Here is a 26,614-nt window from a genome sequence, read left to right on the forward strand (position 1 = left end):
GGGAGAACTATTATGACAGATTATATCCAACGACCCGGCGAGAAAAACGCAATTATAGCATTGCTATTGTGCTTTTTTCTATTTTGGCTGGGCGCTCACAATTGGTATTTAGGTAGAAGTTTTAGAGCAATTTTACAGATTGGTTTAGCCGTTGTCGGGCTCATTCCTTTCCTTGGCTGGCCATTTGGCGCCTTGCTTGCTGTATGGGCTTTCATAGAATTTATAATGATCCTGATAGGCAATGGAAGAGATGGTCAAGGAAGACCAGTCACTCTTTAAGCATTATAAAGAATATAGATCATTATAGGCCTGAGCAGGAGACTTCCAGCTCAGGTCTTGTTTCATACCATTCTTGCGTATTTTGTTTGTGAGCTTTTTTGAATGAAAAAGTCCCAAACTGCGATCCAGGCTTTCAATAAGTGCATTCTCCGTCACATCATTCAAATGTATACCAGTCCCTAACCCTAGTTTTAGAGCGCTTTCATTACAATCGATAACAGTATCATTCAGACCACCCACCCGTGTGACCACCGGAATTGTACCGTATCTCATGGCGCAAAGTTGTGTTAGTCCACAAGGTTCAAACCGGGAAGGGATAAGGATAAAGTCTGCGCCAGCCTGTACCTGATGAGCTAAAACTTCATTATACCCAATATAAGTAGAAACACTGCCTTTATACTTATCAGCGGCTTCTAAATAACGATGTTCTAAGTCATGATCACCACTACCTAGTATCGCTATTTGAGCGCCGTTTTTGAGAAGGTGAGGGATTGCTTTCAAGACGAGGTCCAATCCTTTTTGGGTGGTCAGTCGACTAATTACACAGAAGAGTGGTTTTTTCACAGAGCGTGTCAATCCCATCTTCTCTTGAAGCGCTTTTTTGCAAAGCGCTTTCCCAGCCAAAGATTGCGCAGAATAGGAAGCTGTGATTTGTGGATCGCTTTCAGGGTCCCAAATTCCCTGATCTATACCATTTGTAATCCCGGAAACCCTATCTTTGATGGCATTTAGTAGTCCTCCAAAGCCCATTCCAAGTTCCTCAGTTTTAATTTCTGCGGCATAGGTTGGGCTCACGGTGGTCACATGATCACTGAAGACAACACCGGCTTTTAAATAGCTGACTTGCCCCCAATATTCCAATTGGTTCGAGCTGAACATGCTGGATGGTAGTCTTAGCTGAGCAAATATTTCTTTAGGGAAAAGACCTTGAAATGCAAGATTATGAATGGTTAAAATACGTTTTGGGCCCTTGGGTAAATTCTCAGCTTCTAGGTATGCAAAAGTTAACCCCGCTTGCCAGTCGTGAGCATGGACGCAATCAAAAGTATAGAGATCCGCAAGTTTTCCTATGGACAGGTCGCTGGCTGCCTTTGAAAAAGCTGCATAACGAATATGATTGCCGGCTCTATCATGCCCCTGCATATCCACATAAGGATTGCCTTCTAAGTCGAAGAGGTGAGGGGCGATCATGACAATCACATTAAGCCCTGTTGACGACGTTCCTTTGACAAGAGAGGATTTTCCTCCGGCGAGATCAGTAAATTCAGCAATTTTCTGAGTGTTTTTGATGTTTTTCAACACATCAGGAAAACCAGGAAGAAAAACTGTGGTATTTGTTATGGAAGGATCAAAAGCAAGGGGAAGGGCACCAACTACATCAGCCAATCCTCCGGTCTTTATTAAAGGGTAACACTCTGAAGATACAAAAAGTATATTCATTTCAGATCCTTACTTCTTTTTTCTGGAGTTACAGGTTATCTATCATTTTCTGAGTGATAAGACAAATACCATTCTCACTTCTATAAAATCGTCTTGCATCTTCTTCTGCATTTTGTCCAACTACCAATCCTTCAGGGATTACGACATTGCCGTCGACGACAACATTTTTAAGTCGTGCATTACGATTGACAGTCACATGTGGCAGTAAGACTGAATTTTCAATAACAGCATAAGAATGAGTTCTCACGCCTGTAGAAAGTAGAGACTTGTAGACTTGAGAACCTGAAACAATCACATCGCCGCCCACTAAAGAGCTGATTGCCTCACCGCGTCGCCCATCAGATTCGTGAATAAATTTTGCAGGCGGTGTAATTTCAGCATAGGTCCAAATCGGCCAATCACGGTCATAAAGATCAAGACCAGGGTTAAAGCTTGTTAAGTCAAGACTGGCTTTCCAGTAGGCATCAACAGTCCCCACATCTCTCCAGTAGGCTTCTTCTTCTACTTCTGATCTAACGCATGATTGTGTGTATCGATGCGCTTGGGCTTTCCCATTTTGCACAATATATGGAATAAGGTCATTTCCGAAATCCCTTGTAGACCCTTCTGTCACAGCGTCTTTCTTTAATAGGTCAATGAGATACTCTGTATTAAAAACATAGATACCCATGGACGCTAAACATCGGTCTGTTGTCCCTGGAATTGTTGGGGGATCAGAAGGTTTTTCAAGGAAATTTATAATTCCATCCTTGTCATCAACTCCCATAACACCAAACCCTTTGGCTTCTTCTTGAGATACTTCCAAGCATCCAATCGTAACATCAGCCCCACTTTCTACATGTTGCTCAAGCATTAAGCGGTAATCCATTTTATAAATGTGATCTCCGGCAAGAATAATCATATATTTTGGATCATATGATTCAATGATATCAATATTTTGATAAACCGCGTCTGCTGTACCTTCATACCACTGGGTCTCTGAGACACGCTGAGATGCAGGTAGAATATCGAAACTTTCATTTCTCTCCGCTCGGAAAAAATTCCAACCTCTTTGCAAATGACGAATGAGGCTATGAGCTTTATACTGTGTAGCAACGCCAATTCTTCTTATTCCTGAGTTAACAGCGTTTGAGAGTGCAAAATCAATGATTCTACTTTTACCACCAAAATATACAGCTGGCTTAGCCCGACGATCAGTTAAATCTTTTAATCGACTGCCTCGACCTCCGGCAAGGACATAAGCCATTGTCTGTCGTGTCAAGCTTTCTCCAGATATACGTTTTTTCATTGTTAACCCCTCTGTGTAATTCTATCCTTCTATTAGTAAGCAATAATTGAGCAATTGCAACGACTATATTTTTTTATGAAATTGAATGTATATCTACGTGTAAGCGCTTACAAATATTTTTTGATGACACCTATAGCACCATCCTTTATAACATCCGACAACGATATCAGCGCAGATAAGGATAGACGATGTCCACAACACCGAAAACAGAAAATGTAAAGTTATCACCAATGGTTCGACGTAGGACTGCGAAGGACATTGCTGCCAGAAAAAGTGGAGAGCCGATTGTCTGTTTAACAGCATACATTACACCTATGGCTGCCCGGCTTGACGATTACTGTGATTTATTGTTGGTAGGTGACAGCTTGGGTATGGTGCTTTACGGCATGGATAATACGCTAGGCGTTACACTAGATATGATGATTCAGCATGGACGTGCTGTCATGCGCGGTGCAAAGAAGGCCCTTGTGGTCATTGATATGCCTTTTGGGTCCTATGAAGAATCTAAAGAACAAGCCTTTAGAAACTGCGCCAAAGTCCTAAGTGAAACTGGGGCAGGAGCTGTTAAGCTAGAGGGCGGAATAGAAATGGCTGAAACCATAGCTTTTCTTGTGAAGCGCGGTATACCGGTTTTAGGTCACGTAGGTCTTATGCCACAAAGCGTTAACAGTTATGGAGGCTACGGCGCACATGGTAGAACGGAAAATGAATGGCAACCCATTCTTGATGATGCACAGGCTATTGCTGCAGCGGGTGCTTTTGCCACCGTATTAGAAGGCGTCGCTGCGCCTCTGGCTGATAAAATTACTGAAAAAACATCAAACCCAATAATTGGTATTGGGGCATCCAATAAATGTGACGGCCAAATCCTCGTTACAGAGGATATGCTTGGTTTATTTAGTTTTAATCCTAAATTTGTTAAGAGATACATGGAATTAGGCACAGAAATCGTTGCATCTGTTGAGGCATATGCCTCAGAAGTTCGAGCTCGAACTTTTCCTTCGGACGAATATACTTACAAAATGAAAGACTAATTAGCAGGTCCGCCTAATTCTAGCCAAAATTTGCAGTGAATTAGATGGTTGCATCTAAGTTATTTGTTGCTATTGTAGCGCAAAATTATACACACACTTTAGTGTGCCGGAATTAACCTTATTTTCAGGATGAATTTCTGAGAATAACAGGTAGTCAAGTAGGAGTTAAGCGTGGCGAAGTCACCTGAAGAAGAATTAGCAATGCAGGAAGTAGACGAAGCTCTACGCCGTGAACGTCTCGAGAAAGTTTGGGACAGCTACAAATATTGGATTATCGGTACAGCGGTGGCAATCGTTGGTCTAGTAGCGGGTAGAGAAATTTTTGTCTCACTTAAAACAAGTTCTGAAGAAGCCAGTTCGACTGCCTATGTAGAAGCATATAAAAAAGCATCATCTGAATCTGGCGAGACTAAAGCTGTTTGGGATTCTGCACTTCCTAACCTAAATGAGACCTACAAAGGGTTTGCTCAAATTCACCTTGCAGCGGATTATGTCAAAAAAGGCAAAATTACAGAAGCATTGGATGTTTATAATTCAATCAATGCAACTGAGAGTGTCGATACTCGTATAAAGAACCTTGCTCTTTTTTCTTCGTCGCTTGTGATGATTGAAAATGCAGTTGATATTAGTGCCGCTCGATCAAATCTAAATTTACTTGCTTCTGGTGACAGCTTGTTCAAAAAAAATGCAACAGAGCAGCTGGCTCTTCTTGATTACCTTGACGGTAACTATATGGAAGCTCAGCAACGCCTCCAATCTCTCTCTACTGCAACGGATTTGACTAACGAAATGAGAACACGGGTAACAAAACTCTTATCAATGGTTGAGGTACACCTCGAAGAAAACAAGGGCGAAGAATGATTAAAACAACAAAACTTATTACCCTGACAGCGATTGCACTCTGTATTTCAGCCTGCTCCCTTTTTGAAGGTGGCAAAAAAAAGGTTAAATATGACGACGGCGGAAAAGAGCGAATATCCATCTTAACCAATGTGACAGTTCTTGAAGCTGATAGTTCTATTGCTTCAGTCCCAGTTGTACTGCCAATTCCTTACAGAAATAAAAATTGGGCCCAATCAGGCGGTTCTCAATCACATGCCGTCCACCATTTGGAGACTGCGGATAGTTTATCTCGTGCATGGTCCGTGTCTAATGGGGCAGGGAATAGTAAATACGAACGTGTCATTTCCACTCCTGTCTCTGCAGAAGGTAAAGTCTTTTCCGTTGATGCCAAAGGTACAGTAAATGCATTTTCCCTATCCAATGGTCGCAAACTATGGTCGCATGACATTAAAATAGATGAAAATGTAAAAATGGGCTATGGCGGCGGTGTTGCATATGACAATGGTACTGTCTATGCGACCTCTGGTTTTGGACTGATTGTTGCTCTAGACGCGTCCTCAGGTCGCCGTGAGTGGACATATAAATATTCAGTCCCTCTTAGAGGGGCTCCAACCGTTGCTGAAGGTAAAGTCTTTGCAATCAGCCATGATAACCTTATGGTCGCTGTTGATGCCAAGTCTGGTAACTTCTTATGGGACCAAGTGGGTATTATGGAATCAGCTGGTATGCTGGGTGCAGCCAGTGCTGCCTATGAAGACGGAGCTTTGGTCTTTGCACTTTCGTCTGGAGAATTGATTGCCCGAAGAGCAACAAATGGACTGGTTCTGTGGCAGGATACTCTGCGTTCTTCTCGGAGACTGACACCGTTGGCAACCTTGACTGACATTGATGCAAATCCTGTGATTGACCGAGGTAAAGTCTATGGTCTATCCCACTCAGGCCGAATGGTTGCAATTGATATGCGATCTGGTGAGCGCTCTTGGGAAGCAGACATTGCTGGTGTAAATACGCCTTGGATTGCGGGCAATTTTGCATATGTGGTTACTGTTGACTCTCAAGTATTATGTATTTCACTTGCAGATGGTCGTATCCGCTGGGTTGAACAGCTTCAACGATTTGAAGATCAGGAAAAACGTCGTGATCTTATTAAATGGAATGGTCCTTTGCTTGCGGGCAATCGCTTATTCCTGACGTCCTCACATGGATATATGCTCACACTGTCTCCCTATACAGGAGATGTATTAAGCGGTGTGAATGTTGGCTCTGGTATGACAACAAATCCTATTATGGTGGATGGTACCTTAATAACCCTTACAGACGACGGAAAATTGATCGCTTATCGATGATCTAAGTCTGTCTTTACAGTTTAGGAGTAAAGCCGTGAATTTTACACTGGCTATCCTCGGTCGCCCTAATGTGGGTAAATCGACGCTTTTCAATCGACTGGTTGGGAAGCGTTTGGCTATTGTTGATGACACCCCTGGCGTTACGAGAGATCGTCGTGCGGGAGAGGCATCTCTGTCTGACCTGAGGTTTAATTTATTTGATACCGCAGGCCTTGAAGAAGGCGCAGAGGGTACTCTTGAAGACCGCATGCGACAGCAAACTCAAGCTGCGCTAGACGATAGTGATATTTGCATCATGTTGTATGACGCCCGTCAAGGCGTTACGCCAATGGATGAGCATTTTGCTGCATGGCTACGCCGTGCTGAAAAGCCAGTGGTTCTTGTCGCAAATAAATGTGAAAGCCATAAAGCTCAAGATGGAATTTATGAAGCTTATGGTCTTGGTCTCGGTGAGCCTATTGCTCTGTCTGCAGAGCATGGTCAAGGCTTAGCTGAGTTATATCGGGCACTTGTGGATACCCTCCAAGAAAATGGCATAGATCCCTATGCACATGAAAAAGAAGAAGAGGAAAAACGCCGCCGCAACAAAGAAGCTGAAGATGCTTTTGAAATTGAGGAAGGCGATATGGACTATGAGTTCCATGATGCAGAAATGGACTCTGAAGACGAAAAACCGCTTCGGCTAGCCATTGTCGGTCGCCCAAATGCAGGCAAGTCAACCTTAATCAATTATCTTACGCAACAAGATCGATTAATTACAGGACCTGAAGCCGGTCTGACAAGAGATAGTATCTCTGTGGAGTGGGAATGGGAAGGACTACCAGTTCGCTTATTCGATACTGCAGGTCTTCGTAAGAAAGCAAAAATTACAGATAAGCTAGAGCGTTTATCTGCCAATGATACACTGCGGGCCATTCAATTTGCTGAAGCTGTTGTTCTTCTTCTAGATGCAGAGCGAGGCATTGAAAAACAGGACTTAAAAATTGCCGAACATATCGTCAATGAAGGACGTGCTATGATTATTGCCCTCAATAAATGGGACGCAGTAGATGACCGCCTTGGCACCAAAAAACGGCTGCTTGACATATTAACACGTTCTTTCCCACAGCTTAAAGGGGTTAAGGTCGTGCAATTCTCTGCTCTCACAGGCAAAGGCGTACAATTTATGATGCCTGCCATTGAAGAAGCCTATGATTTGTGGAATTCACGAATTTCAACCGCACGATTTAATGAATGGCTAACAGATACTCTTGAAAAACATTCTATGCCATCTGTGAATGGCCGTCGTGCAAAAGTTAGGTTTGGGGCACAGATTAAAACGAGACCTCCAACATTCTTAATGTTCTCAAATCGACCTGATGATATTCCAGAAAGCTATAAACGCTATATGGAAAATGAATTGGTGCGAGACTTTGGATTGCCAGGGACACCCATAAGATTTGTCTTTAAGAAAAAAGATAATCCTTATGAAGGTCGGCGACGTGAGAAAAAAGAAAGTAAACGAGGTAAGCGTTGGAAAACAGGTAAATAGAGAAAGGGGCTTTTGCCCCTTTTTTAATTCCTTAAATCTCGAATAGACTGATGGTTCGCTCTTGAAAGCTTTACATGATCGGACTAAATATCAGGCAGATTTAGACGAAGGATGACACGCACTATGATGGTAATTCAAACCCAGGACAAAGACAGAAGAGCAATAGGGTATTGGCTGCTTTTTATGGCTTTTATGGTTTTTTTAATGGTCGTGGTTGGCGGGGCAACTCGGTTGACGGAATCAGGTCTTTCTATGACAACCTGGAAACCTATTACTGGTATTCTTCCTCCTCTGTCGGTTACTGAGTGGGAAGCAGAATTTTCGCTCTATAAAAATAGCCCAGAATTTAAGCTGAAGAATTATACGATGACTGTGGAAGAGTTTAAGTCTATCTTCTACTGGGAATGGGGTCACAGAGTGCTCGGTCGATTAATTGGCCTTTGTTTTGCACTGCCCCTTGCTTACTTTTGGGTTAGAAAGCGCATTCCAGAAGGGTATAAATCTACACTACTCTTTCTATTCTTTCTGGGCGGATCTCAAGGATTGCTGGGTTGGTATATGGTTCAATCGGGACTTGTGAATGAACCTGCTGTGAGCCACTATCGATTAACTGCGCACTTATCTTTAGCACTGGTCATCATGTCGGCACTGATCTGGAATGCTCTCAATTTATTGAACCCAGCCCCGAGCGAAACACGAAAACCAGTCAAAATACTCACCCATTGTCTTATGGCTCTTCTAGTCCTGCAAATCCTGATGGGAGGACTTGTTGCAGGTCTGAAGGCAGGCCATATTTTCAATAGTTTCCCACTGATGAATGATCAGTTTGTTCCCGATGGACTATTTAGTATGGAACCTTTCCACTCCAATTTTTTTGACAATGCGATTACAGTACAATTTGATCATCGGATAGGGGCTTACGTTCTCATCCTTCTTGTGGCATTTCTTTTTTGGAAGTCACGAACCGGTGTTTCTAAGAATGTGAAGCAGGGAATAACTTTATTGAGCTGCCTTTTAATTGCTCAGTTTATCATAGGTGTTGTCATGCTTCTAAAGCACATCCCAGTAGATTGGGGAACAGCCCATCAGGGTGGCGGTGCTGTTGTTCTTGCTTTTACGGTCTATTTAATGCACCTTCAACGTAGGTCAATTTCTAAATGAGGGTAGGGGATAATGGAAGACTTGGTAACACTTTATGTGACATTTCCAAATCATGATGATGCTTCTCGTATTTGTACGCACCTTGTATCGAAAGATATCATTGCCTGTGCAAACTTGATTGAAGGTGGTCAGAGCTTATATAAATATGATGGCGTTGTTAATTTTGAAGACGAGGTTGTGGCTTTTATGAAAACTCACAAATTCAGAGTTCAAGATGCCATAGATATGATCACAGAACTTCATAGCTATAAAGTACCTTGTATCACGCAGCTTGATATTCAAGGTGGACACCCTGATTATTTAAAATGGGTTTCTAGTAGTGTTTCACTTCAATAAAAAAAGGCGGTTTCAGAACCGCCTTTTTCATTATAAGATCTAGTTACTTTAAACTAATTTTACGACCTGTTTTCCAAAATTCTTGCCAGCCATCATATCCATAAAGGCTTGGGGCGCATTCTCTAGTCCCTCAGCAACAGATTCACGGTATTTAAGCTTCCCTTCAGTAATCCACTGACTGCCTTGTTGAATCCATTCAATACATTCTTTCGTATGATTGGAAACAATAAACCCTTGCATCTTGATCTCACGTCCAATGATAATAGGGAGGTTTCTAGGGCTTGTGGAAACGTCACTCGCACTGGCAGCGTCATAGTCAGCAATCATACCACAAGCTGCAATACGACCGTTAAAACGCATATTATTTAAAACAGCTTCCAGCATTGGTCCTCCGACATTTTCAAAATATACATCAATGCCTTTAGGGTTTGCAGTTGCGATGGCTTTATTCAAATCACCACAAGTTTTGTAATTAAAGGCCTGATCAAAGCCAAGTTCTTTCAAATAGGCCACCTTATCATCAGATCCCGCTGAGCCAGAAACATGACATCCCATTTGCTTAGCAATCTGACCAACAACTTGTCCAACGGCACCAGATGCTGCAGAGACATAGACATTGTCTCCTTCTTTACAGGCACCAATTTTTGTCAGGCCGACCCAGGCAGTCATTCCAGGCATGCCCAAAATACCAAGGAAATAGGAAAGTGGTGCTGGTCCAGAAGGCACTTGATTATAGCCTTCACCGTCCGTCACCGTATAATTCGCCCAATTACCCATACCAGATACATAACAGCCAACAGGGAATTTATCGTGATTACTTTCTACAACTTCTCCTACGATGCCTGCTTGTAATGGCTTACCAAGTTCAAAGGGAGGAATATAACTTTTTACATTTGTCATCCGCGATCTCATATAAGGATCCACTGACATATAATGTGCTTGAACCACAAATTGGCCATCACCTGCTGAAGGAATTGCCGTTTCAGCAAGTTCAAAAGTATCATCTGTTACAGGACCAACAGGGGGTTTCTTAAATAGAATTTCTTTATTTTTTGTCATTAGTTTACTCCTCAATTTTCACTACCTAATCATAAATGGTCCATCCTTGGCAAAAGAAAAGAGACTCCCCTCTATATATTTCTTCAATTTGACGCATACCGCATGGGGTACTATAATACCCAATAACTAAGCTACTGTATTTAATTGGAAATTTAGCAATGCTAATGTATAAAATGGATTGACAAGCGGTCAAATATGTCTATAACGACCGCAGAACTGATTACGGCACTAATTCTATATGTCTTGGGGCCAAACTCACTTTTATAGGATAAAGTAATGAAAACATATTCAGCAAAACCCGCTGATATTAGCAAAGAGTGGATCCTTATCGACGCAGAAGGTCTTGTCCTTGGTCGTATGGCTGCGATTGTTGCTAACATTCTACGCGGTAAAAACAAAGTGACATACACACCACATATGGATTGTGGCGACAATGTTATCATCATCAATGCAGACAAAGTAAAACTGACAGGCAAAAAACGGTCTGACAAAGTTTACTACCGTCACACAGGTCACCCAGGTGGTATTAAATCACAAACTGCTGGTGAAATCCTTGACGGTCGCTTTCCTGAGCGTGTTATTGAAAAAGCTGTTCAGCGTATGATCCCATCAGGCCCACTTGGCCGTCAGCAAATGCGTAACCTACGCGTTTATGCGGGTGCAGAGCACAAACAAGAAGCACAGAACCCTAAAGTTCTAGACGTTGCTTCTATGAACTCTAAGAATGCGAGGTAGGACCAATGGCTGATCTACAAGACCTTAAAGAAATCACAGGCGAAACAACAGAAGCTGTTGAAGTCGCTGTTGAAGACCGTAAACCTGTTGTTGACGAGCTTGGCCGTACATATGCAACTGGTAAGCGTAAAGACGCTGTTGCACGTGTTTGGATTAAGCCTGGTACAGGTACAATCACTGTAAACGGTCGTGACCAAGAAGTTTACTTCGCACGTCCAACACTTCGTTTGGTTGTCGGACAACCTTTCGACGTCACTGAGCGTGTTGGTCAATACGATGTTGTTTGTACTGTTAAAGGCGGTGGCCTATCTGGACAAGCTGGTGCGGTTAAACATGGTATCTCAAAAGCACTTCAGCTTGCTGAGCCTGAGCTACGCGGCGTTCTTAAAGCTGCTGGCTTCCTGACACGGGATGCACGTGTTGTTGAGCGTAAGAAATTCGGTCGCGCAAAAGCTCGTCGTTCTTTCCAGTTCTCAAAGCGTTAATATATATCGCTTCAAAGATTTTAAAGAAGGTCGCCTCTGGCGGCCTTTTTTGTTGTTTTAACACATTTGTGAGGTGTAGTTTATAGTATGGTGCAGTAAGAAGTGTGCACTCAATTCAAATATGGATCTTAAACTATGCGCAAAGTTGTCGGTATATTCTTTCTTCTTTTCTCTCTCTCAGGAGTCACTGAGGTCAAAGACGCTCATTCTGCTAGTCACACTTCAGTCCTTCTCCAAAGTGCTTATGAATCTGTTGAGCCAGGCCGCAGTTTCAATATCGCTTTTACAATCACTCCAAAAGAAGGATGGTATACTTACTGGGAAAATCCAGGAGATAGTGGCGCAAAGAATATCTTTGAATGGACAGTGCCAGAAGGGGTAACTGTCTCAGCTGCGGCATACGAAGCCCCTAAGCGTATACCCTATACAGGGTTAATGACCTATGGCTATAAACGACCCAGCACTGTTCTTTTTACTGTTGATATTATGTCGAATTATACAGCCAAGTCTCTTCCTATCTCCTTAGAGGCAGAGTGGCTTGTCTGTGAAGAAGAATGTATTCCTCAGTATGGTAGCTTTAAACTTAATATCCCTGTTGAGAAGGCTATCCCAAATGAAGCTGCAGCAGATACGATAGCGTCTTTTAGTACTCACCAACCAGAAATTAGTTGGTGGGATAGTCGCCTTATAATCAATGATACATCATCGGCTTTAACCATTGAAATGAGTGAAGAAGAAATTAAGGACTATACAGAAGCCTATTTTTTTCCAAAAGAAGACGGTGTTTTCACCTATAGTGCTCCCCAAACTGTCGTTGGTATGGCTGAAGGCCTTGTCCTAAATGCAGAACGTAGCAATAGTCTAAATAAACCTGAGCAGGTTACAGGCATTCTCTTTCTGAAAACGGCAAAGGGAGATCACCAGTATTTTTACTTAGCCCCCACGCTTGAAACGCCGACCATTCCAAAACTCTCGCAAATGGAAGATCCAATTGAAATGCAAAGCTTTCCCCTTTGGCAAGCCTTACTATTCGCTTTCCTGGGCGGCGCTCTTCTTAATCTTATGCCTTGCGTTTTTCCCGTTTTGTCTCTTAAAGCTTTTGCCTTTGTGTCAGCAGGCAGTTTATCAAAAGCAGACCGTCATAAAGAAGGGTGGGCCTATACAAGTGGAATTCTCGCTTCCTTCTTGGCTATCGCAGTGGTTCTTATCGCCCTTAGAAGCGGGGGCGATGCCCTCGGATGGGGTTTTCAGCTACAGGAGCCTCGTTTTGTTGGATTGATGGTAATTATTCTAACATTGGTTGCCATGTCACTGGCTGGAATATTTAATATACAGACTGGTTTTGAAGGAGCAGGGCAAACACTCACTCAAAAAAGCGGCGCTAAAGGTGCTTTCTTCACAGGCGTTTTAGCCACGCTCGTTGCTACACCCTGTACTGTGCCCCTGATGGCACCTGCCATAGGATATGCGCTGACCCAAGACAGCATTACTTTAACCATTACGCTGATGATGCTTGGCCTTGGACTCGCATCCCCTTTTCTTCTCTTATCCTATAGCGACACTCTTGCTAGCAAAATGCCACGCCCGGGTCCTTGGATGGAAAAGGTCAAACAAGGCCTGAGTTTCCCTATGATATTAACAGCCTTATGGCTGGCAACAGTTTACGGTGACCAAACCGGTCAATTGGTTCATTTATTTGCCTTTGTCACTTTTGTTGCCTTTTTGATATGGCTAAGAGAGCAAATGAGTTCTCCTCTAAAACGCATACTAATTCTCGGTGTCACTCTAGCCTTTTCAGCTTGGTTCTTAGGGGTCTCAGAAAAAGCCCCTGACCGTGCTCTCAGTGATCAGCCATCCACTTCCAACGTATGGACTGAGCAAGCTGTATCTAATCTCAGAGCTGAAGGTAAGCCTGTTTTTGTCTATTTTACAGCAGACTGGTGCATTACCTGTAAAGTGAATGAAAAAGTAGCTCTACAGCGCACTGAAACAGAGGACATGTTTAAGCGGAATGCCATCGTTGTATTGAAATCTGACGAAACTGCTGGCTTTACACCTGATACACTTAAGGTTCTAAAAAAATATGGACGGGCAGGGATTCCACTCTATCTTTACTATCCAAAAGATGGATCTGAAGCACGGTTACTCCCATCTGTAATTACAATTGATATATTGAAAGAATATATTGAGGGAAAAGGGGTTTAAAATGAATAAGCTACTCATAGCAGTATTTTTATTATTCGGTACATTCACAGTCAATGCCCTAGATGTAAAAGTGGGCAAAGAAGCGCCTGATTTTACTCTGAAATCTAGTATGGGCAAAACACTTACGCTCTCTAGTTTGCGCGGAAAGACTGTTATGCTTGAATGGACAAATCATGGTTGTCCCTATGTAAAGAAGCATTACAATTCTGGAAACATGCAAAAAACACAAAAAGCACTCACTGATGACGGTGTTGTTTGGCTATCCATTATTTCTTCAGCACCTGGCAAGCAGGGTTATGTATCGGCTGAAGAAGCGAATGATCTTTCATCTAGTAGAGGGGTTTATTCTAGTCATGTCTTACTTGATCCAACGGGTAAAGTGGGAAAGCTTTATAATGCAAAAACAACTCCAGAAATGTTCTTGATCGACCCTAAGGGGACTATTCAATATATGGGGGCAATTGATGACAAGCCTTCCGCCCGACCTTCCAGCTTAAAAGGGGCTACCAATTATGCTTTGAATGCATGGAAGTCCTTTAAGGAAGATAAGGAAATTTCACCAAATACAACAAAGCCTTATGGCTGTAGTGTAAAATACGCTGACTAAATCTAAAGCCTTGCATGTTTACATCATTCTGCTAGTATCGAAGTAGTTTATAGCAATACAGGTAACGTTAAATGTTTGTTATTATTGGTTTTGTAGTCGTTCTTGCAATGGTCTTTGGTGGTTTCATCTGGGCCGGTGGTAAATTCGATATTATCCTAAAAGCTCTTCCTGCCGAAATGGTTATGATTCTTGGTGGTTCTATTGGCGGCCTTGTTATGTCTACCGATGGACGAGGTCTTGGTAATATTGGTAAAGCATTAGGATCCGTTTTCAAAGGGCCGCACTGGAAGCCTGATGACTATAAAGATTTATTATGCTTAATGTTTCTATTAGTTAAGACGATACGATCGAAAGGGGTTGTTGCTGTTGAAGCTCACATTGAAAACCCTGAAGAATCAAAGATATTTGGCCACTTTCCTAACATCCTAGCAGATCATCATGTTCTTGATTTCATTTGTGATTATATCCGAATGATGACAATGAACTTCGAAGATCCCATGCAGATGGAAGATGCCATGAACGCTGATATTGAGCGTCACCACAAAGAAGAGCATCTAACACATCATATGCTTTCTGAAATGGCTCAAGGTCTGCCTGCTGTTGGTATTGTTGCCGCTGTTCTTGGTATTGTTAAAACAATGTCCAAAATTAATGCGCCCGTTGAAGTCTTGGGGAGTATGATTGGTGGTGCTCTTGTCGGTACTTTCCTTGGGATTTTCTTGTCTTATCTCTTTATGGGACCGATTGCACAGCGCTTTGACGCAATTCTTCAGGAAGATGCGCAATTCTACGAGATTATTAAACTGATTGTTGTTGCTAATTTGAATGGAAATGCGCCTCAGATCTCTGTGGAGATAGGCCGACGAAACTGTCCTTCACATTGTATGCCGTCCTTCCTAGAATTGGAAGAGGCAATTGCAGAGCTTCCACCTGACTTATAAGAATATTACTTATTTACAAGCCGCTCTAGACAATATGGGGCGGCTTTTTTTATGATGATGACCATGAATGGAGTCTTACTATGACGAATAATAAAAAAATAAAGGTCGGAATATTAGGGGCCAGTGGATACACAGGTAGCGATCTGGTGCGATTATTGATTAATCACCCTAATGTAGACATTAAGCTGCTAACGGCAGAACGTAAAGCTGGTCAAACAATGGCGGATATCTTTCCTCACTTTATCGGGCATGACTTGCCTATTCTTAACAAAATTGGGGAGATAGACTGGGCCACCGTCGAGGTGGATGTTATTTTTTGCGCTCTGCCTCATGCTACCAGTCAAGAAATCATCAAGGGTATCTTTGAACAAACCAGTGGTAAGAAACAGATAAAAGTCATTGATTTATCAGCAGACTTTAGATTGAGAGACCCAGATACATATAAACGATGGTACGGCAATGACCATACGGCTATAGCCCTACAGCCCCGCGCTATTTATGGTCTTACTGAATATTATCGTGAGAGCGTTAAGAGTGCCGATCTCGTTGCCTGTCCTGGATGTTATCCAACTGCTATATTACTTGCTTTAAAACCTTTGCTGAAACAAGATCTGATTAAATCTGAAGATATCATAATTGACGCTAAATCTGGCGTTACCGGTGCAGGAAGAAGCTTACGCGAAAGTAATCTCTTTACAGAAGTGAGCGAAGCGATGAACCCTTACGGCGTCGGTCATCACCGTCATATGCCAGAAATTGAGCAGGAATTGTCCGTTTCTGCAGAGTCTGCCGTTACGATGAGTTTCACCCCCCATCTTGTCCCTATGAATAGGGGGGAGCTTATTACTGCCTATGTAAAACTTGAAGAGAATAAAACCATAGAAGACCTAAGAAAAGGTCTTGCTGTCACATGCGATAAAGAACATTTCATGACACTCTTAAAGGAAGACCAAATGCCCGCAACACGGATGGTTAGAGGGTCTAACAATTTTGTTGTGAATGTCTATAAAGATCGCATTAAGGGACGTGCAATTGTCATTGCCGCTATAGATAACCTAGTCAAGGGTTCAAGTGGCCAAGCAATACAGAATATGAATGTCATGATGGGGCTGGATGAAGAGTGTGGCTTGAAGCAAGTTGCATTGTTTCCATAAACATAGGAAGAAACGAATGACGCCTCTAAAAAGAGAAACAGACCTTGGTGGTACTCTTACCCCTTTCCAATCGATATGGCCTGAAATTGAGCCCTCAGCTTATGTCTTTCACGGCGCTCAAGTTGTAGGAGATGTTCACATTAATGCTTTATCGAGTATCTGGCATAATGTCGTGATACGCGGTGATGTAAATTACATTAGAATTGGCAAACGGACGAACATTCAGGATGGTACGATCATTCATGTTTCGACGAACACTTATCCAACTCTCATTGGAGATGACGTCTTAATTGCCCATATGGCAATGCTTCATGGGTGTACACTTGAAAACAATAGCTTTGTCGGCATGGGTGCCATCGTCATGGACAATTGCATCATAGAAACAGATGGTATGCTCGCAGCAGGGGCGATGTTAACAGCCGGTAAAGTCATTAAGTCTGGTGAAATGTGGGCAGGCCGGCCTGCAAAATTTATGCGACTTCTCACACAGGATGAAATAGAGAAGAACCGATCTATGGCACACCACTATCAGCAATTGGCCGAACAACATCGCGCTGATAGTAAAGGAGAAAAAGGGGATCAATATCCCCCTAAATCTATGAAATATGCTTGGACATAAATCATAACACATCCATCTATAAAAAAAGGCCTTCATTAAGAAGGCCTTTTTGTCTAATTTTTGTATATCACTTATGAAGACATACCAACCATGCAATACAGCATAGGGATAGAAAGCAGAGTATTCGTACGACTAAAGAGCATTGCTGTACGAGCAGCAGCAGCTTTTGTATCTGCATCAGCTTCAACCATGCCTAAAGCTTTCTTTTGGTTTGGCCAAATAACGAACCATACGTTAAACCACATGATAATTGCCATATACATGCCAACACCGATCAAACGGAAACCTTCTTCAAGCATGAAAGCTTCTTTCATATAGCCGCTCACCATTGCTACATAAAGACCTGTAACTAGTGTTGCCATAGCGCCCCAACGGAACCAGAACAAAGCTTCAGGAGCAATATGCTTCCCAACAGCTGGCTTTAGCTCATCTGGAATAGAAGGCATTGTAGGTATTTGTACAAAGTTAAAATACCAAAGTAGACCAATCCACATTACTCCAGAAATTACATGTAAGTAACGACCGATGAAGTTAGATGATTGCCCATCGGCATCAAGACCGAATGATACAGCAAGCATCACAATGATGCCAACGATGACTGTATTGCGTAGTGACGATAAAATAGCGCCCATGATTATTCCCCTCAGTTGAATATTTGAGTGAGATGATTTTAACGATATTATACCTTTAGTACAAGCGAAGAATGCGCTTGACAGTATAGGTCAACTAATTAACTCGTGATTTTTGTTGAATTTTTTTGTGTATCGTTCCATATGGACATCATGACGGATATTATTTTAGATACGGCAGATATTATACGCGACCTTGTAAAAAAGAATGACCCTGATCGCTATAAGTTAATTTTGCTCTGCTCTTTTCAGGAGCAAGCACGATTACTCGCGCTTACCGCTTTAAATTACGAACTTGCACAATGTCTAACAGCGACGAATGAGCCGCTCTTAGCACAGATTAAGCTGCAGTGGTGGTACGAAGCTCTTGAAGAGGCAGCAAAGGGGGCTATTCGCAAGCATCCGTTAATAGAAGAAATTGCTAAAGCCGATATTGAAATCTCCACCTTATTGGAACTTGTGACCGCTCGACAGGAAGAAAATGAGAGTGAAAGCCCTCCGACCTTAGCGTCGACATTTGCCTATGCCGAAAAGACGGCTGGACAATTACACGTCTTTATGACTCGATCCAAGAATGCAGAGGCTATAGAAAAAGCATCCCTTATAGGCAGTGCCTGGGGATTAATTAGCCTTGTAAGAGGTATACTCTATCATGCTTCTGCTAGTGAAGGTCTCATTCCTACTGAGATACTCGCACAACAAAAATCACAAGGCGAAAAGCATTTTCAGGGTGATTTTGCAATCATAACATCGACGGCGGCTGAAAGTTTGCTGTCAGAGGCGACAGCACGTCTCTCCAAAGCGAAATCACTTAAGTGCAAGATGTCGAAAAATGAAAAAAAATTAATGAAACTGGGCTTAATAGCATCTCACTATAAGGCCATTATCCAAGATGCTGGCTATAATCCAAACAAAATAAACATGGAAAAAGGCCAACTTGCACTCATGCTAAAGCTGGCCTTTAAATCTTTTTAATCTATTATTTGCTTAAACGCTGATTAAGATAGGTATTCACAGATACCATCAACTTATCAAGGCAGCCTTCAAAGAAATGATTCGCCCCTGGCACAACCTGGTGATCAATTTCGATTGATTTCTGAGCTTGCAATTTTTCAACAAGTTTAACGACAGACGAATCTTGTACCACATCATCATGCTGAGCTTGAATGATAGAACCGCTTGATGGGCAAGGTGCTAAGAATGAGAAATCATAAAGATTAGCTGGTGGAGCTACAGATATAAATCCATTAATTTCTGGTCGGCGCATTAAGAGCTGCATTCCTATCCATGCACCAAAAGAAAATCCAGCAATCCAACTACCTGTACTGTTTGGGTTTTGTGTCTGAAGCCAGTCCATCGCTGCTGCTGCATCAGAGAGCTCTCCAATGCCGTTATCAAATTCACCCTGTGATCGGCCCACACCTCTGAAGTTAAAACGAAGTGTTGCGAACCCTCTGTGTGCAAAGGCATGATACATATAGTAGACGACTTTATCGTCCATCGTACCACCGTATTGTGGGTGAGGATGCAAAATCAAGGCAATAGGAGCATTGTCTGATTTTCCAGGTTGGTAATGACCTTCGACGCGTCCTGAAGGTCCATTAAAAATAATTTCAGGCATAATATTTTTTCTTTGTGCTTGCTGAATAACAATTGTTAACACGTTTTATATATGGCAAATAACCAAATACGCAAGAGAAGATAACGCAAAAGGCTAATTTCTATAGATTATTAGCTATGAGAACATACTATGACGTCAATATATCTGGACCATAACGCGACAACACCGTTAGCAGAGTCGGTAAAACAAGCCATGCTTGAAGCGATGACCCTAACGGGCAACCCTTCCTCAGTCCATAAAGCTGGACGGGAGGCAAAAAGAACCGTTGAAGAAGCACGGACTCGTGTAGCCGCCCTTGTTGGAGCCAGAGCCCGAGATGTGGTCTTTACTTCAGGGGGGACAGAGGCCAACAATCTTGCCCTTAAGGGGGCCCCAGCTGCATCCTACCTAATATCGCCTATAGAACATGAAGCGACAATGGCCGTAGCGAAAGAATTGGCGGGCCAAGGCAAAGAAGTCTCCTACCTCAAACTCCAGGACAATGGCCAGATTGACCTTGAAGACCTAAAAAACCAATTATCACACTTGCCGAAACCCACCTTAATCAGTGTGATGTTGGTCAACAATGAAATTGGCCTTATTCAAGACCTTAACCCTATCATTCATATCGCAAGAGAGTTTGAAGCTTTTGTGCATAGTGACTGCGTACAAGCTGCCGGTAAGATTCCTGTCAATATAGCAGAATTGGACCTTGATTATGCCAGTTTTTCTGCCCATAAAATCAATGGCCCTAAAGGGATCGGTGCTCTTGTCATCAAACCCACATCCCCAATGGCTGCACAAATCAAAGGGGGAGGTCAGGAATTAGGCCGACGATCAGGCACAGAAAACCTTATCGGAATCGCTGGCTTTGGCGCAGCTGCATTAACTGCGATGGAACAGCTCTTTGAGACTGATCGTATCAAAGCTCTCAGAGATCATTTAGAAGCAGGACTTCGCCAACATACCAATGACATCCTAATTATAGCAGATAAATTACATAGAACTGCAAATGTTTCCTGTATCGCTATGGAGGGAACAAACGGCGAGACACAAGTGATGCATATGGATTTAATGGGGATCGCAATTTCCAGTGGCTCAGCTTGTTCTTCAGGCAAAGTAAAGACCTCTCATGTGCTCTCTGCTTTGGGGTATAATGAAGCCATTAGCAATTCATCGATCCGGGTATCCTTAGGGGGTCACACGACGAAAGAGGAAGTAGACGCCTTCATCAAAGCCTGGTGCACACTTTACGATCGGAAGAAAGGCAACTAATATGGCCAATTCCATCTATCTCGATAATCAAGCAACCACACCTCTTGATCCAGCTGTTCTTGAAGTCATGTTGCCTTTTTTGACATCAAAATTTGGCAACCCACACTCGGCTAGTCATGCTTATGGCTGGGAGACAGAAGCCGCAATTGATGTTGCTCGAGCACAAGTGTCCAGCCTAATCAAGGCACAAGAGCCAAATGAGATCTACTTTACCTCTGGGGCAACAGAAGCTAATAATCTAGCCATTAAAGGAACCATGCAAGCCTATGGACGAGAACGTCCCCACATGGTGACAGTTAACACCGAGCATAAGTGTGTATTAGAAACGATGAGATATTGCGAGAGTATGGGCTTTTCTCTCACAGTTGTACCTGTTAATGCAAAGGGATTAGTAGAGATAGACTCACTAGAGAAAGCCATCACCAATAAAACAGCAATCGTATCAGTGATGGCCGTACAAAATGAAATAGGCACGATCCAAGACATTAAGACTATTGCTACTCTTGCCCACTCTAAAGGGGCTCTCTTTCATACAGATGCAGCGCAAGGGTTTGGTAAAATCCCTCTTGATGTTCAGGACATGACTATAGACCTTATGAGCATCTCCGGCCATAAAATTTACGGACCAAAGGGAGTAGGGGCTTTATACGTTAAAAAAGGGGTGAGACTTGTTTCTCAAATTCATGGAGGTACTCAAGAAGACGGCCTTAGGGCTGGGACGCAAGCCCCTGCTTTATGCGCCGGATTAGGAATGGCAGCCTCTCTCGCTGAGACCTCAATGATAACAGAGCATACGAGAATAAGACATTTACAAGAGACTCTGCTGAATGCACTAATAAACCTTTATCCTCCGCTTGTTGTTAATGGCTCGCTGGATGAAAGATGGGTTGGTAATCTGAACATAAGTTTTCCAGGTATTAATGGAGACAGGCTAATCGCCAATTTAAGAGCTATCGCTCTTTCAAGTGGGTCCGCCTGTTCTTCAGGATCCGCGACAGGGTCATTTGTCCTTAAAGCTCTCGACTTACCCAAAGAATTAATTAGCTCATCACTCCGGCTAGGCATAGGCAGATTTACAACAGAAGAAGATATTCAAATTGCAATTGAGCATTTTAAATCTGCCTTAGAAAAACTAGGTAAGTTATAGATATGAAAGTATTATTTCTTAATCACACAGGAGAATTTCAGGCCAAATGGGAAGGACCGTCTGGTCTTTCACTGCTCACGATCGCTCATGAATGTGGTTTAGAGATGGAAGGGGCCTGTGAAGGTAATATGGCCTGTGCAACCTGTCATGTCATACTTGCAGAAGCAGACTTTAAAAGAGTACCTATGGCCAGTGATGATGAAGAGGAAATGCTCGATTTTGTGCCTTTTCTTACTTCAAGATCTCGCCTTGGGTGTCAAGTCATTGTCGAGGAGTGTGAAGACGAGATGATCGTCACTTTGCCAAAGGAAACTACTAGCTTTTTATAATTTCTCTTTACTTATAAAATCTCTAATTTAGTGTAATTTTAGGGATAAAATTTTAAGTAAGGCATCATGTTTTCACATCTTCAAGAATTCTCACTTACAGTATTGATGAGTACATTAATATTCAGCACTATTGTCATCTATTTCTGTAAAGACTTATGTCGCGATAAATATTCTATCAAACATTGGCTCATTGCAACATTGTTACAAGCCTTAGGTTTAGTGATCTATGTTGTCGGCACATTTTCTGACATTCAAGCATTATTTTTTATAGGTCAAACACTCCAGATCTGGGCCGCACTATACTTCATATCTATTGTCATAAAATCATTAAACATTCAATTTAATCATACCCTTACAAGAGGCTACGGCTTATTATCCCTCATCCTTTTAATCTATTTAAATTTCTATTATGTGGGTCCGTATATCTTTAACCTAATCATTGTGACCATTCTCACAAATCTCTTTTTTCTTTATGTGCTCGTAACGAAAGGCTCAAGCTTCTGGCGAACAAATCTCTATGGTAAACTTTTCTTTATAGCCTTTCTTTATACATGCAGCGTTGGGATCATTCGCCTTTTCATTCATTATGATTATGGACTTACGGATATTGCAAATTATGGAGATATATCTGCTGTATATTTATTATTCATAATCCTATATTTTCTATTAATTACGGCAGCAATCCTAAGTTATACTTTCAGAAATCCATCGGATTAGGCATGACATCACTTCTATCCATTCAAACTGACAGTAACGTTCTAGTGCCTCTTTATGAAAACACTATTGACCACGCCAGCGATGTTATTCTTATTTTGCCCGCCATGGGCGTTAGAGCCTCTTTCTACAAAGCCCTATCCAATAGTTTTAAGGAACATCAGATAGCCAATTACATCCTTGAACAGCGAGGGCAGGGTAGAAGTATAGAAAAGCCCTCCAGACATAGTTCTTTTGGCTATAAAGACTATATTCTTAATGACCTCATGGGGGCGATAGAGCATATTAAACATAAGCATCCCAAAGCAAAAATTCACTGCATTGGGCATAGTTTAGGGGGACATATGGCTTTGACCTTAAAAGCTCTAAAACCCTGTAACTTTGACAATCTGATATTATGCGCTTCGGGATCACCATACATAGGGGCGTTTAAAGGAAAGCAATATTATGGTGGTAAATTTTTATGCTTCATTGCCCCCATGCTAATATCTATTCTTGGCTATTTTCCTGGCCAGTTTGTTGGATTTGCGGGTAAGGAATATCCACAGTTATTCAGGGACTGGCTTAACCTTGCTCGTGACGATCATTTTAATTTCAAAGGCTTAAATGACAATATAGAAGCACAGTTTAAAAGAATTGAAGGCAACATTTTGTGTTTTTCTTTTCAAGAAGATGACTTTGCACCAATAACAGCCTCCTTATGTTTCCTGGATCGACTCGATTTGATGGAAAAGAAAGTTGTTTCAGTTACTTCCGATGATATCGGCGTTAAGGCTGATCACTTTTCATGGGCAAAGTCTCCCGAATTTATAGTCTCTAAGGTTAAGCAATGGCTACAGGAAACACCGAATTAAAGTTTTTTAAAGGTTTTTCTTATACTCTAAATTTAATGCTATAGCGAAATGAGGTTCCTATGTATTTATCATTGTTTACAATGATCATCACATTACTACTCACCAGTGTGACACTCTTTGTGGTTGCGCGTGCTTTGGAGTGGCAATATGGATCAAGAGAATGGTTTATCTCTACATTTGGCTTTGCCATTGCCTTTCTTTTGATTACATCTGCCGACGATCATACTTCAGTCTATTTGGTATTCCTATCAAATTTCATCCAAGTTTTATGCTTTATAACAGTCGTAAAAGGCGCTTTAATCTATCTTGATATTGACTACTCCAATAAACTCTATGGCTTTCTGCTCTTCTCTGTTATCGCCTCTATGATGTTTGGCAGAGTGTATGAACATTCTAGCGTTGTTTATACAGGCTTTGTTGTGACGGGAAGCATCATGCTCTTATGTTTCTATGCACTCTTTAAAATCGGCAGATTACTTGTTCAAAAAGCTACTTGGCAAAAAAGTCTTCTATCTCTGGTTTTTTTACTCACCATGCTTATGTGCAGTAACCGTTTATACGACATATTCGTTAACGGCGTTCCAGAAACAACAACTTTGTTAGAATTGAATGATAAATATTATTATATCGTCTCAATCAATTCTTTAATCATCTGCTCTATTTTTGTTGTTTTGTTGTGGGCGGTTGAGGATTCAGCTCTCAATACTTTCACCAATGAAAAAGGCGACCTATAAATAGGCCGCCTCGCATCTCATTCATCCTGATCTATTGTTGATAAGGATTATTCTCGTTATTCCGCAGCCTCAGGTCCCATATACTCAGGGAACCAATTCTCACTGGCTGATACAAGGTCTTGTACTGTGAATTCTAGACCATTTACGGATAAAGCCTCACCCCCTGTGGATCCAATAACAGCCACTGGAATTTCTGCTTCTTCGGCATTACGACGAATAATTTCTGCCGATTCATTATCGGCTGCCACAAGATACCGGGCCTGCGTTTCGCTAAAGAGCATTTTATGCAAGTCTAAGTCACCTTCAAGAGCCACCTCGGCCCCTAAACGTCCCGCGACACACATATCTGCAAGGGCAGCGATTAAGCCACCATCAGACAAGTCGTGAACTGTATTTGTCTGTTCTGTCTCAATCAAACTACGAACGAAATCACCGTGAAGGCGCTCAACAACGAGATTAACATGAGGTGGATTTCCTTTATCTTCACCCAGAATATATTTCTGGTAAAGGGTTGCCCCGCATTCATCTTTCGTCTCGCCAATCAGAAGAATTGTCTGGTCTTCCTCTTTAAAGGCAACCGTTGCCATTTTTTCACTGTCGGCCATAACGCCTACACCGCCGATAGCTGGGGTAGGATTGATGCCGACCCCGTTTGTTTCGTTATATAAGGATACATTTCCTGAAACAATTGGGTAATCAAGTGCAAGACAGGCTTCACCCATCCCTTCAAGGCAGCCGACAAATTGTCCCATGATATCTGGGCGCTCTGGATTGCCAAAATTCAAACAATTTGTAATGGCTAAGGGTGTGCCACCAACTGCTGTAATATTACGCCATGTTTCTGCAACTGCTTGACGGCCGCCCTCAACAGGGTTTGCATAACAATAGCGAGGCGTTACGTCTGTAGAAATGGCCAGTGCTTTTTCTGTTCCGTGAACACGAACAACTGCCGCATCTCCACCAGGGCGTTGGATTGTATCACCCATGACCATGTGATCATACTGTTCCCAAATCCAGCGACGCGAACATAAATGCTCTGACGATAGCATCTTCATTACAGACGCTTGAAGATCCGCAGGCGCTGCAACATCTGCATAGCCACGATCCTCAGTCGCCACATAAGGACGCTCGTATTCAGGGGCGTCTTCTACAAGAGAATTGATCGGCATATCACCAACAATCTCTCCACCGAAAGTTAAGGTCAGCTTTCCAGTGTCTGTAATTTCACCTATCACGGCAAAATCTAGTTCCCATTTTTCAAATATTGCTTTTGCCATCTCTTCACGGCCCGGTTTTAGAACCATAAGCATACGTTCTTGTGATTCTGAGAGACACATTTCATATGGTGTCATATTCTCTTCACGTTGAGGGACATTATCAAGATTCAGTTCAAATCCTACACCACCCTTAGAAGCCATTTCGACTGACGAAGAGGTCAGTCCTGCTGCCCCCATATCTTGAATAGCAATAATTGCATCAGTATTCATAAGCTCTAGACAAGCTTCAATAAGCAATTTCTCTGTAAAAGGGTCCCCGACTTGAACTGTTGGACGTTTCTCTTCGCTGTCTTCAGTAAATTCTGCTGATGCCATTGTTGCACCGTGAATACCATCACGACCAGTTTTAGACCCCACGTAAACAACAGGATTCCCAACACCAGCGGCCGCACAATAAAAGATCTTGTCTTGATCAGCCAAGCCGACAGTCATAGCATTGACGAGGATATTGCCATTGTAGGATGCATCAAAGTTTGTTTCTCCGCCAACTGTTGGAACTCCTACACAGTTACCATAACCGCCAATGCCATTCACAACTCCAGCAACAAGATGTTTAGTTTTTGGATGTGACGGCTCGCCAAAGCGCAAAGCGTTCATATTCGCTACAGGGCGTGCCCCCATTGTAAACACATCACGTAGAATTCCACCAACCCCAGTTGCAGCACCTTGATAGGGTTCAATGTAGGAAGGGTGATTGTGAGATTCCATTTTAAAGATAGCGGCTTGATTGTCCCCAATATCAATAACACCAGCATTCTCACCGGGGCCTTGAATTACCCACGGAGCTTTTGTTGGTAACTTTTTCAAATGAAATCGGGAAGACTTGTAAGAGCAATGCTCTGACCACATCACAGAATAAATACCAAGCTCGGTATAATTTGGCTCACGGCCCATAGCATCAACAATCCGCTGATACTCTTCTTCAGTTAAACCATGCTCCTTAACAATCTCAGGAGTAATTTTAATGTTGTTCACGTCCATTGATCTTCTCC

Annotated in this window: 27 protein-coding genes; 21 read left to right on the forward strand and 6 right to left on the reverse strand. The window is 42.3% G+C overall.

Features of this window, described 5'->3' with window-relative positions; translation table 11 throughout:
- Positions 1-12 precede the first annotated feature (12 nt).
- Positions 13-279: an NINE protein gene (locus QGN29_RS11560; RefSeq protein ID WP_310798022.1), complete on the forward strand. Its 267-nt coding sequence runs from the start codon at positions 13-15 to the stop codon at positions 277-279.
- A 3-nt stretch (positions 280-282) separates the two neighbouring features.
- Here QGN29_RS11560 and glgA read toward each other — a convergent pair whose 3' ends face one another.
- Positions 283-1,719, reverse strand: a complete 1,437-nt coding sequence (glgA, locus tag QGN29_RS11565) for a glycogen synthase GlgA (RefSeq protein ID WP_310798023.1) — start codon at positions 1,717-1,719, stop codon at positions 283-285.
- Between the two features lie 28 nt (positions 1,720-1,747).
- A complete protein-coding gene (gene glgC / locus QGN29_RS11570; RefSeq protein WP_310798024.1) occupies positions 1,748-3,007 on the reverse strand; it encodes a glucose-1-phosphate adenylyltransferase in 1,260 nt (419 codons plus the stop codon).
- A 188-nt stretch (positions 3,008-3,195) separates the two neighbouring features.
- Here glgC and panB point away from each other — a divergent pair, with 188 nt between their 5' ends.
- The 6 genes from panB (at position 3,196) to cutA (ending at position 9,258) form a co-directional block, all read left to right on the forward strand.
- On the forward strand, positions 3,196-4,041 hold the full coding sequence (panB, locus tag QGN29_RS11575) for a 3-methyl-2-oxobutanoate hydroxymethyltransferase (protein ID WP_310798025.1): 846 nt from the start codon (positions 3,196-3,198) through the stop codon (positions 4,039-4,041).
- A gap of 171 nt (positions 4,042-4,212) precedes the next feature.
- Positions 4,213-4,902, forward strand: coding sequence for a tetratricopeptide repeat protein (locus tag QGN29_RS11580; protein WP_310798026.1), 690 nt, complete (start codon positions 4,213-4,215; stop codon positions 4,900-4,902).
- On the forward strand, positions 4,899-6,230 hold the full coding sequence (locus tag QGN29_RS11585) for a PQQ-binding-like beta-propeller repeat protein (RefSeq protein WP_310798027.1): 1,332 nt from the start codon (positions 4,899-4,901) through the stop codon (positions 6,228-6,230). The genes QGN29_RS11580 and QGN29_RS11585 overlap by 4 nt, the downstream gene beginning before the upstream one ends.
- 34 nt (positions 6,231-6,264) lie before the next feature.
- Positions 6,265-7,761: a ribosome biogenesis GTPase Der gene (der, locus tag QGN29_RS11590; RefSeq protein WP_310798028.1), complete on the forward strand. Its 1,497-nt coding sequence runs from the start codon at positions 6,265-6,267 to the stop codon at positions 7,759-7,761.
- A 123-nt stretch (positions 7,762-7,884) separates the two neighbouring features.
- Positions 7,885-8,922 (forward strand): COX15/CtaA family protein, encoded by a 1,038-nt coding sequence (locus QGN29_RS11595; RefSeq protein WP_310798029.1) that lies wholly within the window; start codon positions 7,885-7,887, stop codon positions 8,920-8,922.
- Between the two features lie 12 nt (positions 8,923-8,934).
- Positions 8,935-9,258, forward strand: a complete 324-nt coding sequence (gene cutA / locus QGN29_RS11600; protein WP_310798030.1) for a divalent-cation tolerance protein CutA — start codon at positions 8,935-8,937, stop codon at positions 9,256-9,258.
- A gap of 48 nt (positions 9,259-9,306) precedes the next feature.
- Here cutA and QGN29_RS11605 read toward each other — a convergent pair whose 3' ends face one another.
- Positions 9,307-10,317: an NADP-dependent oxidoreductase gene (locus QGN29_RS11605; protein ID WP_310798031.1), complete on the reverse strand. Its 1,011-nt coding sequence runs from the start codon at positions 10,315-10,317 to the stop codon at positions 9,307-9,309.
- A 276-nt stretch (positions 10,318-10,593) separates the two neighbouring features.
- Here QGN29_RS11605 and rplM point away from each other — a divergent pair, with 276 nt between their 5' ends.
- From rplM to QGN29_RS11640, 7 genes are all read left to right on the forward strand, one after another.
- Entirely contained in the window at positions 10,594-11,052 is a 459-nt protein-coding gene (gene rplM, locus QGN29_RS11610) for a 50S ribosomal protein L13 (protein ID WP_310798032.1), read from the forward strand.
- Positions 11,053-11,057: 5 nt separating this feature from the next.
- The gene (gene rpsI, locus QGN29_RS11615; protein ID WP_310798033.1) at positions 11,058-11,537 is read left to right on the forward strand and encodes a 30S ribosomal protein S9; all 480 of its coding nucleotides are present in this window, start codon (positions 11,058-11,060) and stop codon (positions 11,535-11,537) included.
- A gap of 135 nt (positions 11,538-11,672) precedes the next feature.
- On the forward strand, positions 11,673-13,742 hold the full coding sequence (locus tag QGN29_RS11620; RefSeq protein WP_310798034.1) for a protein-disulfide reductase DsbD family protein: 2,070 nt from the start codon (positions 11,673-11,675) through the stop codon (positions 13,740-13,742).
- Between the two features lies 1 nt (position 13,743).
- On the forward strand, positions 13,744-14,349 hold the full coding sequence (locus QGN29_RS11625) for a redoxin domain-containing protein (protein ID WP_310798035.1): 606 nt from the start codon (positions 13,744-13,746) through the stop codon (positions 14,347-14,349).
- A 71-nt stretch (positions 14,350-14,420) separates the two neighbouring features.
- Positions 14,421-15,290, forward strand: coding sequence for a flagellar motor stator protein MotA (gene motA / locus QGN29_RS11630; protein WP_310798036.1), 870 nt, complete (start codon positions 14,421-14,423; stop codon positions 15,288-15,290).
- 80 nt (positions 15,291-15,370) lie between these two features.
- Positions 15,371-16,444: an N-acetyl-gamma-glutamyl-phosphate reductase gene (gene argC, locus QGN29_RS11635; RefSeq protein ID WP_310798037.1), complete on the forward strand. Its 1,074-nt coding sequence runs from the start codon at positions 15,371-15,373 to the stop codon at positions 16,442-16,444.
- 16 nt (positions 16,445-16,460) lie between these two features.
- On the forward strand, positions 16,461-17,063 hold the full coding sequence (locus QGN29_RS11640; RefSeq protein WP_310798038.1) for a gamma carbonic anhydrase family protein: 603 nt from the start codon (positions 16,461-16,463) through the stop codon (positions 17,061-17,063).
- A gap of 71 nt (positions 17,064-17,134) precedes the next feature.
- On the opposite strand, the gene QGN29_RS11645 is transcribed toward QGN29_RS11640, so the two are convergent.
- The gene (locus QGN29_RS11645; protein WP_310798039.1) at positions 17,135-17,695 is read right to left on the reverse strand and encodes a urate hydroxylase PuuD; all 561 of its coding nucleotides are present in this window, start codon (positions 17,693-17,695) and stop codon (positions 17,135-17,137) included.
- Positions 17,696-17,845: 150 nt separating this feature from the next.
- Here QGN29_RS11645 and QGN29_RS11650 point away from each other — a divergent pair, with 150 nt between their 5' ends.
- Entirely contained in the window at positions 17,846-18,667 is an 822-nt protein-coding gene (locus tag QGN29_RS11650; RefSeq protein WP_310798040.1) for a squalene/phytoene synthase family protein, read from the forward strand.
- A gap of 4 nt (positions 18,668-18,671) precedes the next feature.
- Here the strand turns inward: QGN29_RS11650 and QGN29_RS11655 are convergent, their stop codons facing one another.
- Positions 18,672-19,313, reverse strand: a complete 642-nt coding sequence (locus QGN29_RS11655) for an alpha/beta hydrolase (RefSeq protein WP_310798041.1) — start codon at positions 19,311-19,313, stop codon at positions 18,672-18,674.
- A 129-nt stretch (positions 19,314-19,442) separates the two neighbouring features.
- Here QGN29_RS11655 and QGN29_RS11660 point away from each other — a divergent pair, with 129 nt between their 5' ends.
- The 6 genes from QGN29_RS11660 (at position 19,443) to QGN29_RS11685 (ending at position 24,345) form a co-directional block, all read left to right on the forward strand.
- A complete protein-coding gene (locus QGN29_RS11660; RefSeq protein WP_310798042.1) occupies positions 19,443-20,567 on the forward strand; it encodes a cysteine desulfurase family protein in 1,125 nt (374 codons plus the stop codon).
- Between the two features lies 1 nt (position 20,568).
- Positions 20,569-21,714: a cysteine desulfurase family protein gene (locus tag QGN29_RS11665; protein ID WP_310798043.1), complete on the forward strand. Its 1,146-nt coding sequence runs from the start codon at positions 20,569-20,571 to the stop codon at positions 21,712-21,714.
- A gap of 2 nt (positions 21,715-21,716) precedes the next feature.
- Entirely contained in the window at positions 21,717-22,043 is a 327-nt protein-coding gene (locus QGN29_RS11670; protein WP_310798044.1) for a 2Fe-2S iron-sulfur cluster-binding protein, read from the forward strand.
- 66 nt (positions 22,044-22,109) lie between these two features.
- A complete protein-coding gene (locus tag QGN29_RS11675) occupies positions 22,110-22,760 on the forward strand; it encodes a hypothetical protein (RefSeq protein WP_310798045.1) in 651 nt (216 codons plus the stop codon).
- 2 nt (positions 22,761-22,762) lie between these two features.
- The gene (locus QGN29_RS11680) at positions 22,763-23,611 is read left to right on the forward strand and encodes an alpha/beta fold hydrolase (protein WP_310798046.1); all 849 of its coding nucleotides are present in this window, start codon (positions 22,763-22,765) and stop codon (positions 23,609-23,611) included.
- 59 nt (positions 23,612-23,670) lie between these two features.
- The gene (locus QGN29_RS11685; RefSeq protein ID WP_310798047.1) at positions 23,671-24,345 is read left to right on the forward strand and encodes a hypothetical protein; all 675 of its coding nucleotides are present in this window, start codon (positions 23,671-23,673) and stop codon (positions 24,343-24,345) included.
- A 56-nt stretch (positions 24,346-24,401) separates the two neighbouring features.
- Here the strand turns inward: QGN29_RS11685 and purL are convergent, their stop codons facing one another.
- A complete protein-coding gene (gene purL, locus QGN29_RS11690) occupies positions 24,402-26,603 on the reverse strand; it encodes a phosphoribosylformylglycinamidine synthase subunit PurL (protein ID WP_310798048.1) in 2,202 nt (733 codons plus the stop codon).
- Positions 26,604-26,614 lie beyond the last annotated feature (11 nt).

Source organism: Temperatibacter marinus (genome assembly GCF_031598375.1).
Lineage (GTDB): Bacteria > Pseudomonadota > Alphaproteobacteria > Sphingomonadales > Kordiimonadaceae > Temperatibacter > Temperatibacter marinus.

Bases quoted from the DNA above. Each gene is read 5' to 3' on its own strand.
- glgA (WP_310798023.1), bottom strand. From the start codon at position 1,719: ATGAATATACTTTTTGTATCTTCAGAGTGTTACCCTTTAATAAAGACC.
- QGN29_RS11645 (WP_310798039.1), bottom strand. From the start codon at position 17,695: ATGGGCGCTATTTTATCGTCACTACGCAATACAGTCATCGTTGGCATC.
- purL (WP_310798048.1), bottom strand. From the start codon at position 26,603: ATGGACGTGAACAACATTAAAATTACTCCTGAGATTGTTAAGGAGCAT.
- rpsI (WP_310798033.1), top strand. From the start codon at position 11,058: ATGGCTGATCTACAAGACCTTAAAGAAATCACAGGCGAAACAACAGAA.
- motA (WP_310798036.1), top strand. From the start codon at position 14,421: ATGTTTGTTATTATTGGTTTTGTAGTCGTTCTTGCAATGGTCTTTGGT.
- QGN29_RS11665 (WP_310798043.1), top strand. From the start codon at position 20,569: ATGGCCAATTCCATCTATCTCGATAATCAAGCAACCACACCTCTTGAT.
- QGN29_RS11670 (WP_310798044.1), top strand. From the start codon at position 21,717: ATGAAAGTATTATTTCTTAATCACACAGGAGAATTTCAGGCCAAATGG.
- QGN29_RS11640 (WP_310798038.1), top strand. From the start codon at position 16,461: ATGACGCCTCTAAAAAGAGAAACAGACCTTGGTGGTACTCTTACCCCT.
- QGN29_RS11620 (WP_310798034.1), top strand. From the start codon at position 11,673: ATGCGCAAAGTTGTCGGTATATTCTTTCTTCTTTTCTCTCTCTCAGGA.
- cutA (WP_310798030.1), top strand. From the start codon at position 8,935: ATGGAAGACTTGGTAACACTTTATGTGACATTTCCAAATCATGATGAT.
- QGN29_RS11685 (WP_310798047.1), top strand. From the start codon at position 23,671: ATGTATTTATCATTGTTTACAATGATCATCACATTACTACTCACCAGT.
- QGN29_RS11660 (WP_310798042.1), top strand. From the start codon at position 19,443: ATGACGTCAATATATCTGGACCATAACGCGACAACACCGTTAGCAGAG.
- QGN29_RS11585 (WP_310798027.1), top strand. From the start codon at position 4,899: ATGATTAAAACAACAAAACTTATTACCCTGACAGCGATTGCACTCTGT.
- rplM (WP_310798032.1), top strand. From the start codon at position 10,594: ATGAAAACATATTCAGCAAAACCCGCTGATATTAGCAAAGAGTGGATC.
- QGN29_RS11650 (WP_310798040.1), top strand. From the start codon at position 17,846: ATGACGGATATTATTTTAGATACGGCAGATATTATACGCGACCTTGTA.
- QGN29_RS11680 (WP_310798046.1), top strand. From the start codon at position 22,763: ATGACATCACTTCTATCCATTCAAACTGACAGTAACGTTCTAGTGCCT.
- QGN29_RS11625 (WP_310798035.1), top strand. From the start codon at position 13,744: ATGAATAAGCTACTCATAGCAGTATTTTTATTATTCGGTACATTCACA.
- QGN29_RS11605 (WP_310798031.1), bottom strand. From the start codon at position 10,317: ATGACAAAAAATAAAGAAATTCTATTTAAGAAACCCCCTGTTGGTCCT.
- glgC (WP_310798024.1), bottom strand. From the start codon at position 3,007: ATGAAAAAACGTATATCTGGAGAAAGCTTGACACGACAGACAATGGCT.
- argC (WP_310798037.1), top strand. From the start codon at position 15,371: ATGACGAATAATAAAAAAATAAAGGTCGGAATATTAGGGGCCAGTGGA.
- QGN29_RS11595 (WP_310798029.1), top strand. From the start codon at position 7,885: ATGATGGTAATTCAAACCCAGGACAAAGACAGAAGAGCAATAGGGTAT.
- QGN29_RS11675 (WP_310798045.1), top strand. From the start codon at position 22,110: ATGTTTTCACATCTTCAAGAATTCTCACTTACAGTATTGATGAGTACA.
- QGN29_RS11560 (WP_310798022.1), top strand. From the start codon at position 13: ATGACAGATTATATCCAACGACCCGGCGAGAAAAACGCAATTATAGCA.
- panB (WP_310798025.1), top strand. From the start codon at position 3,196: ATGTCCACAACACCGAAAACAGAAAATGTAAAGTTATCACCAATGGTT.
- QGN29_RS11655 (WP_310798041.1), bottom strand. From the start codon at position 19,313: ATGCCTGAAATTATTTTTAATGGACCTTCAGGACGCGTCGAAGGTCAT.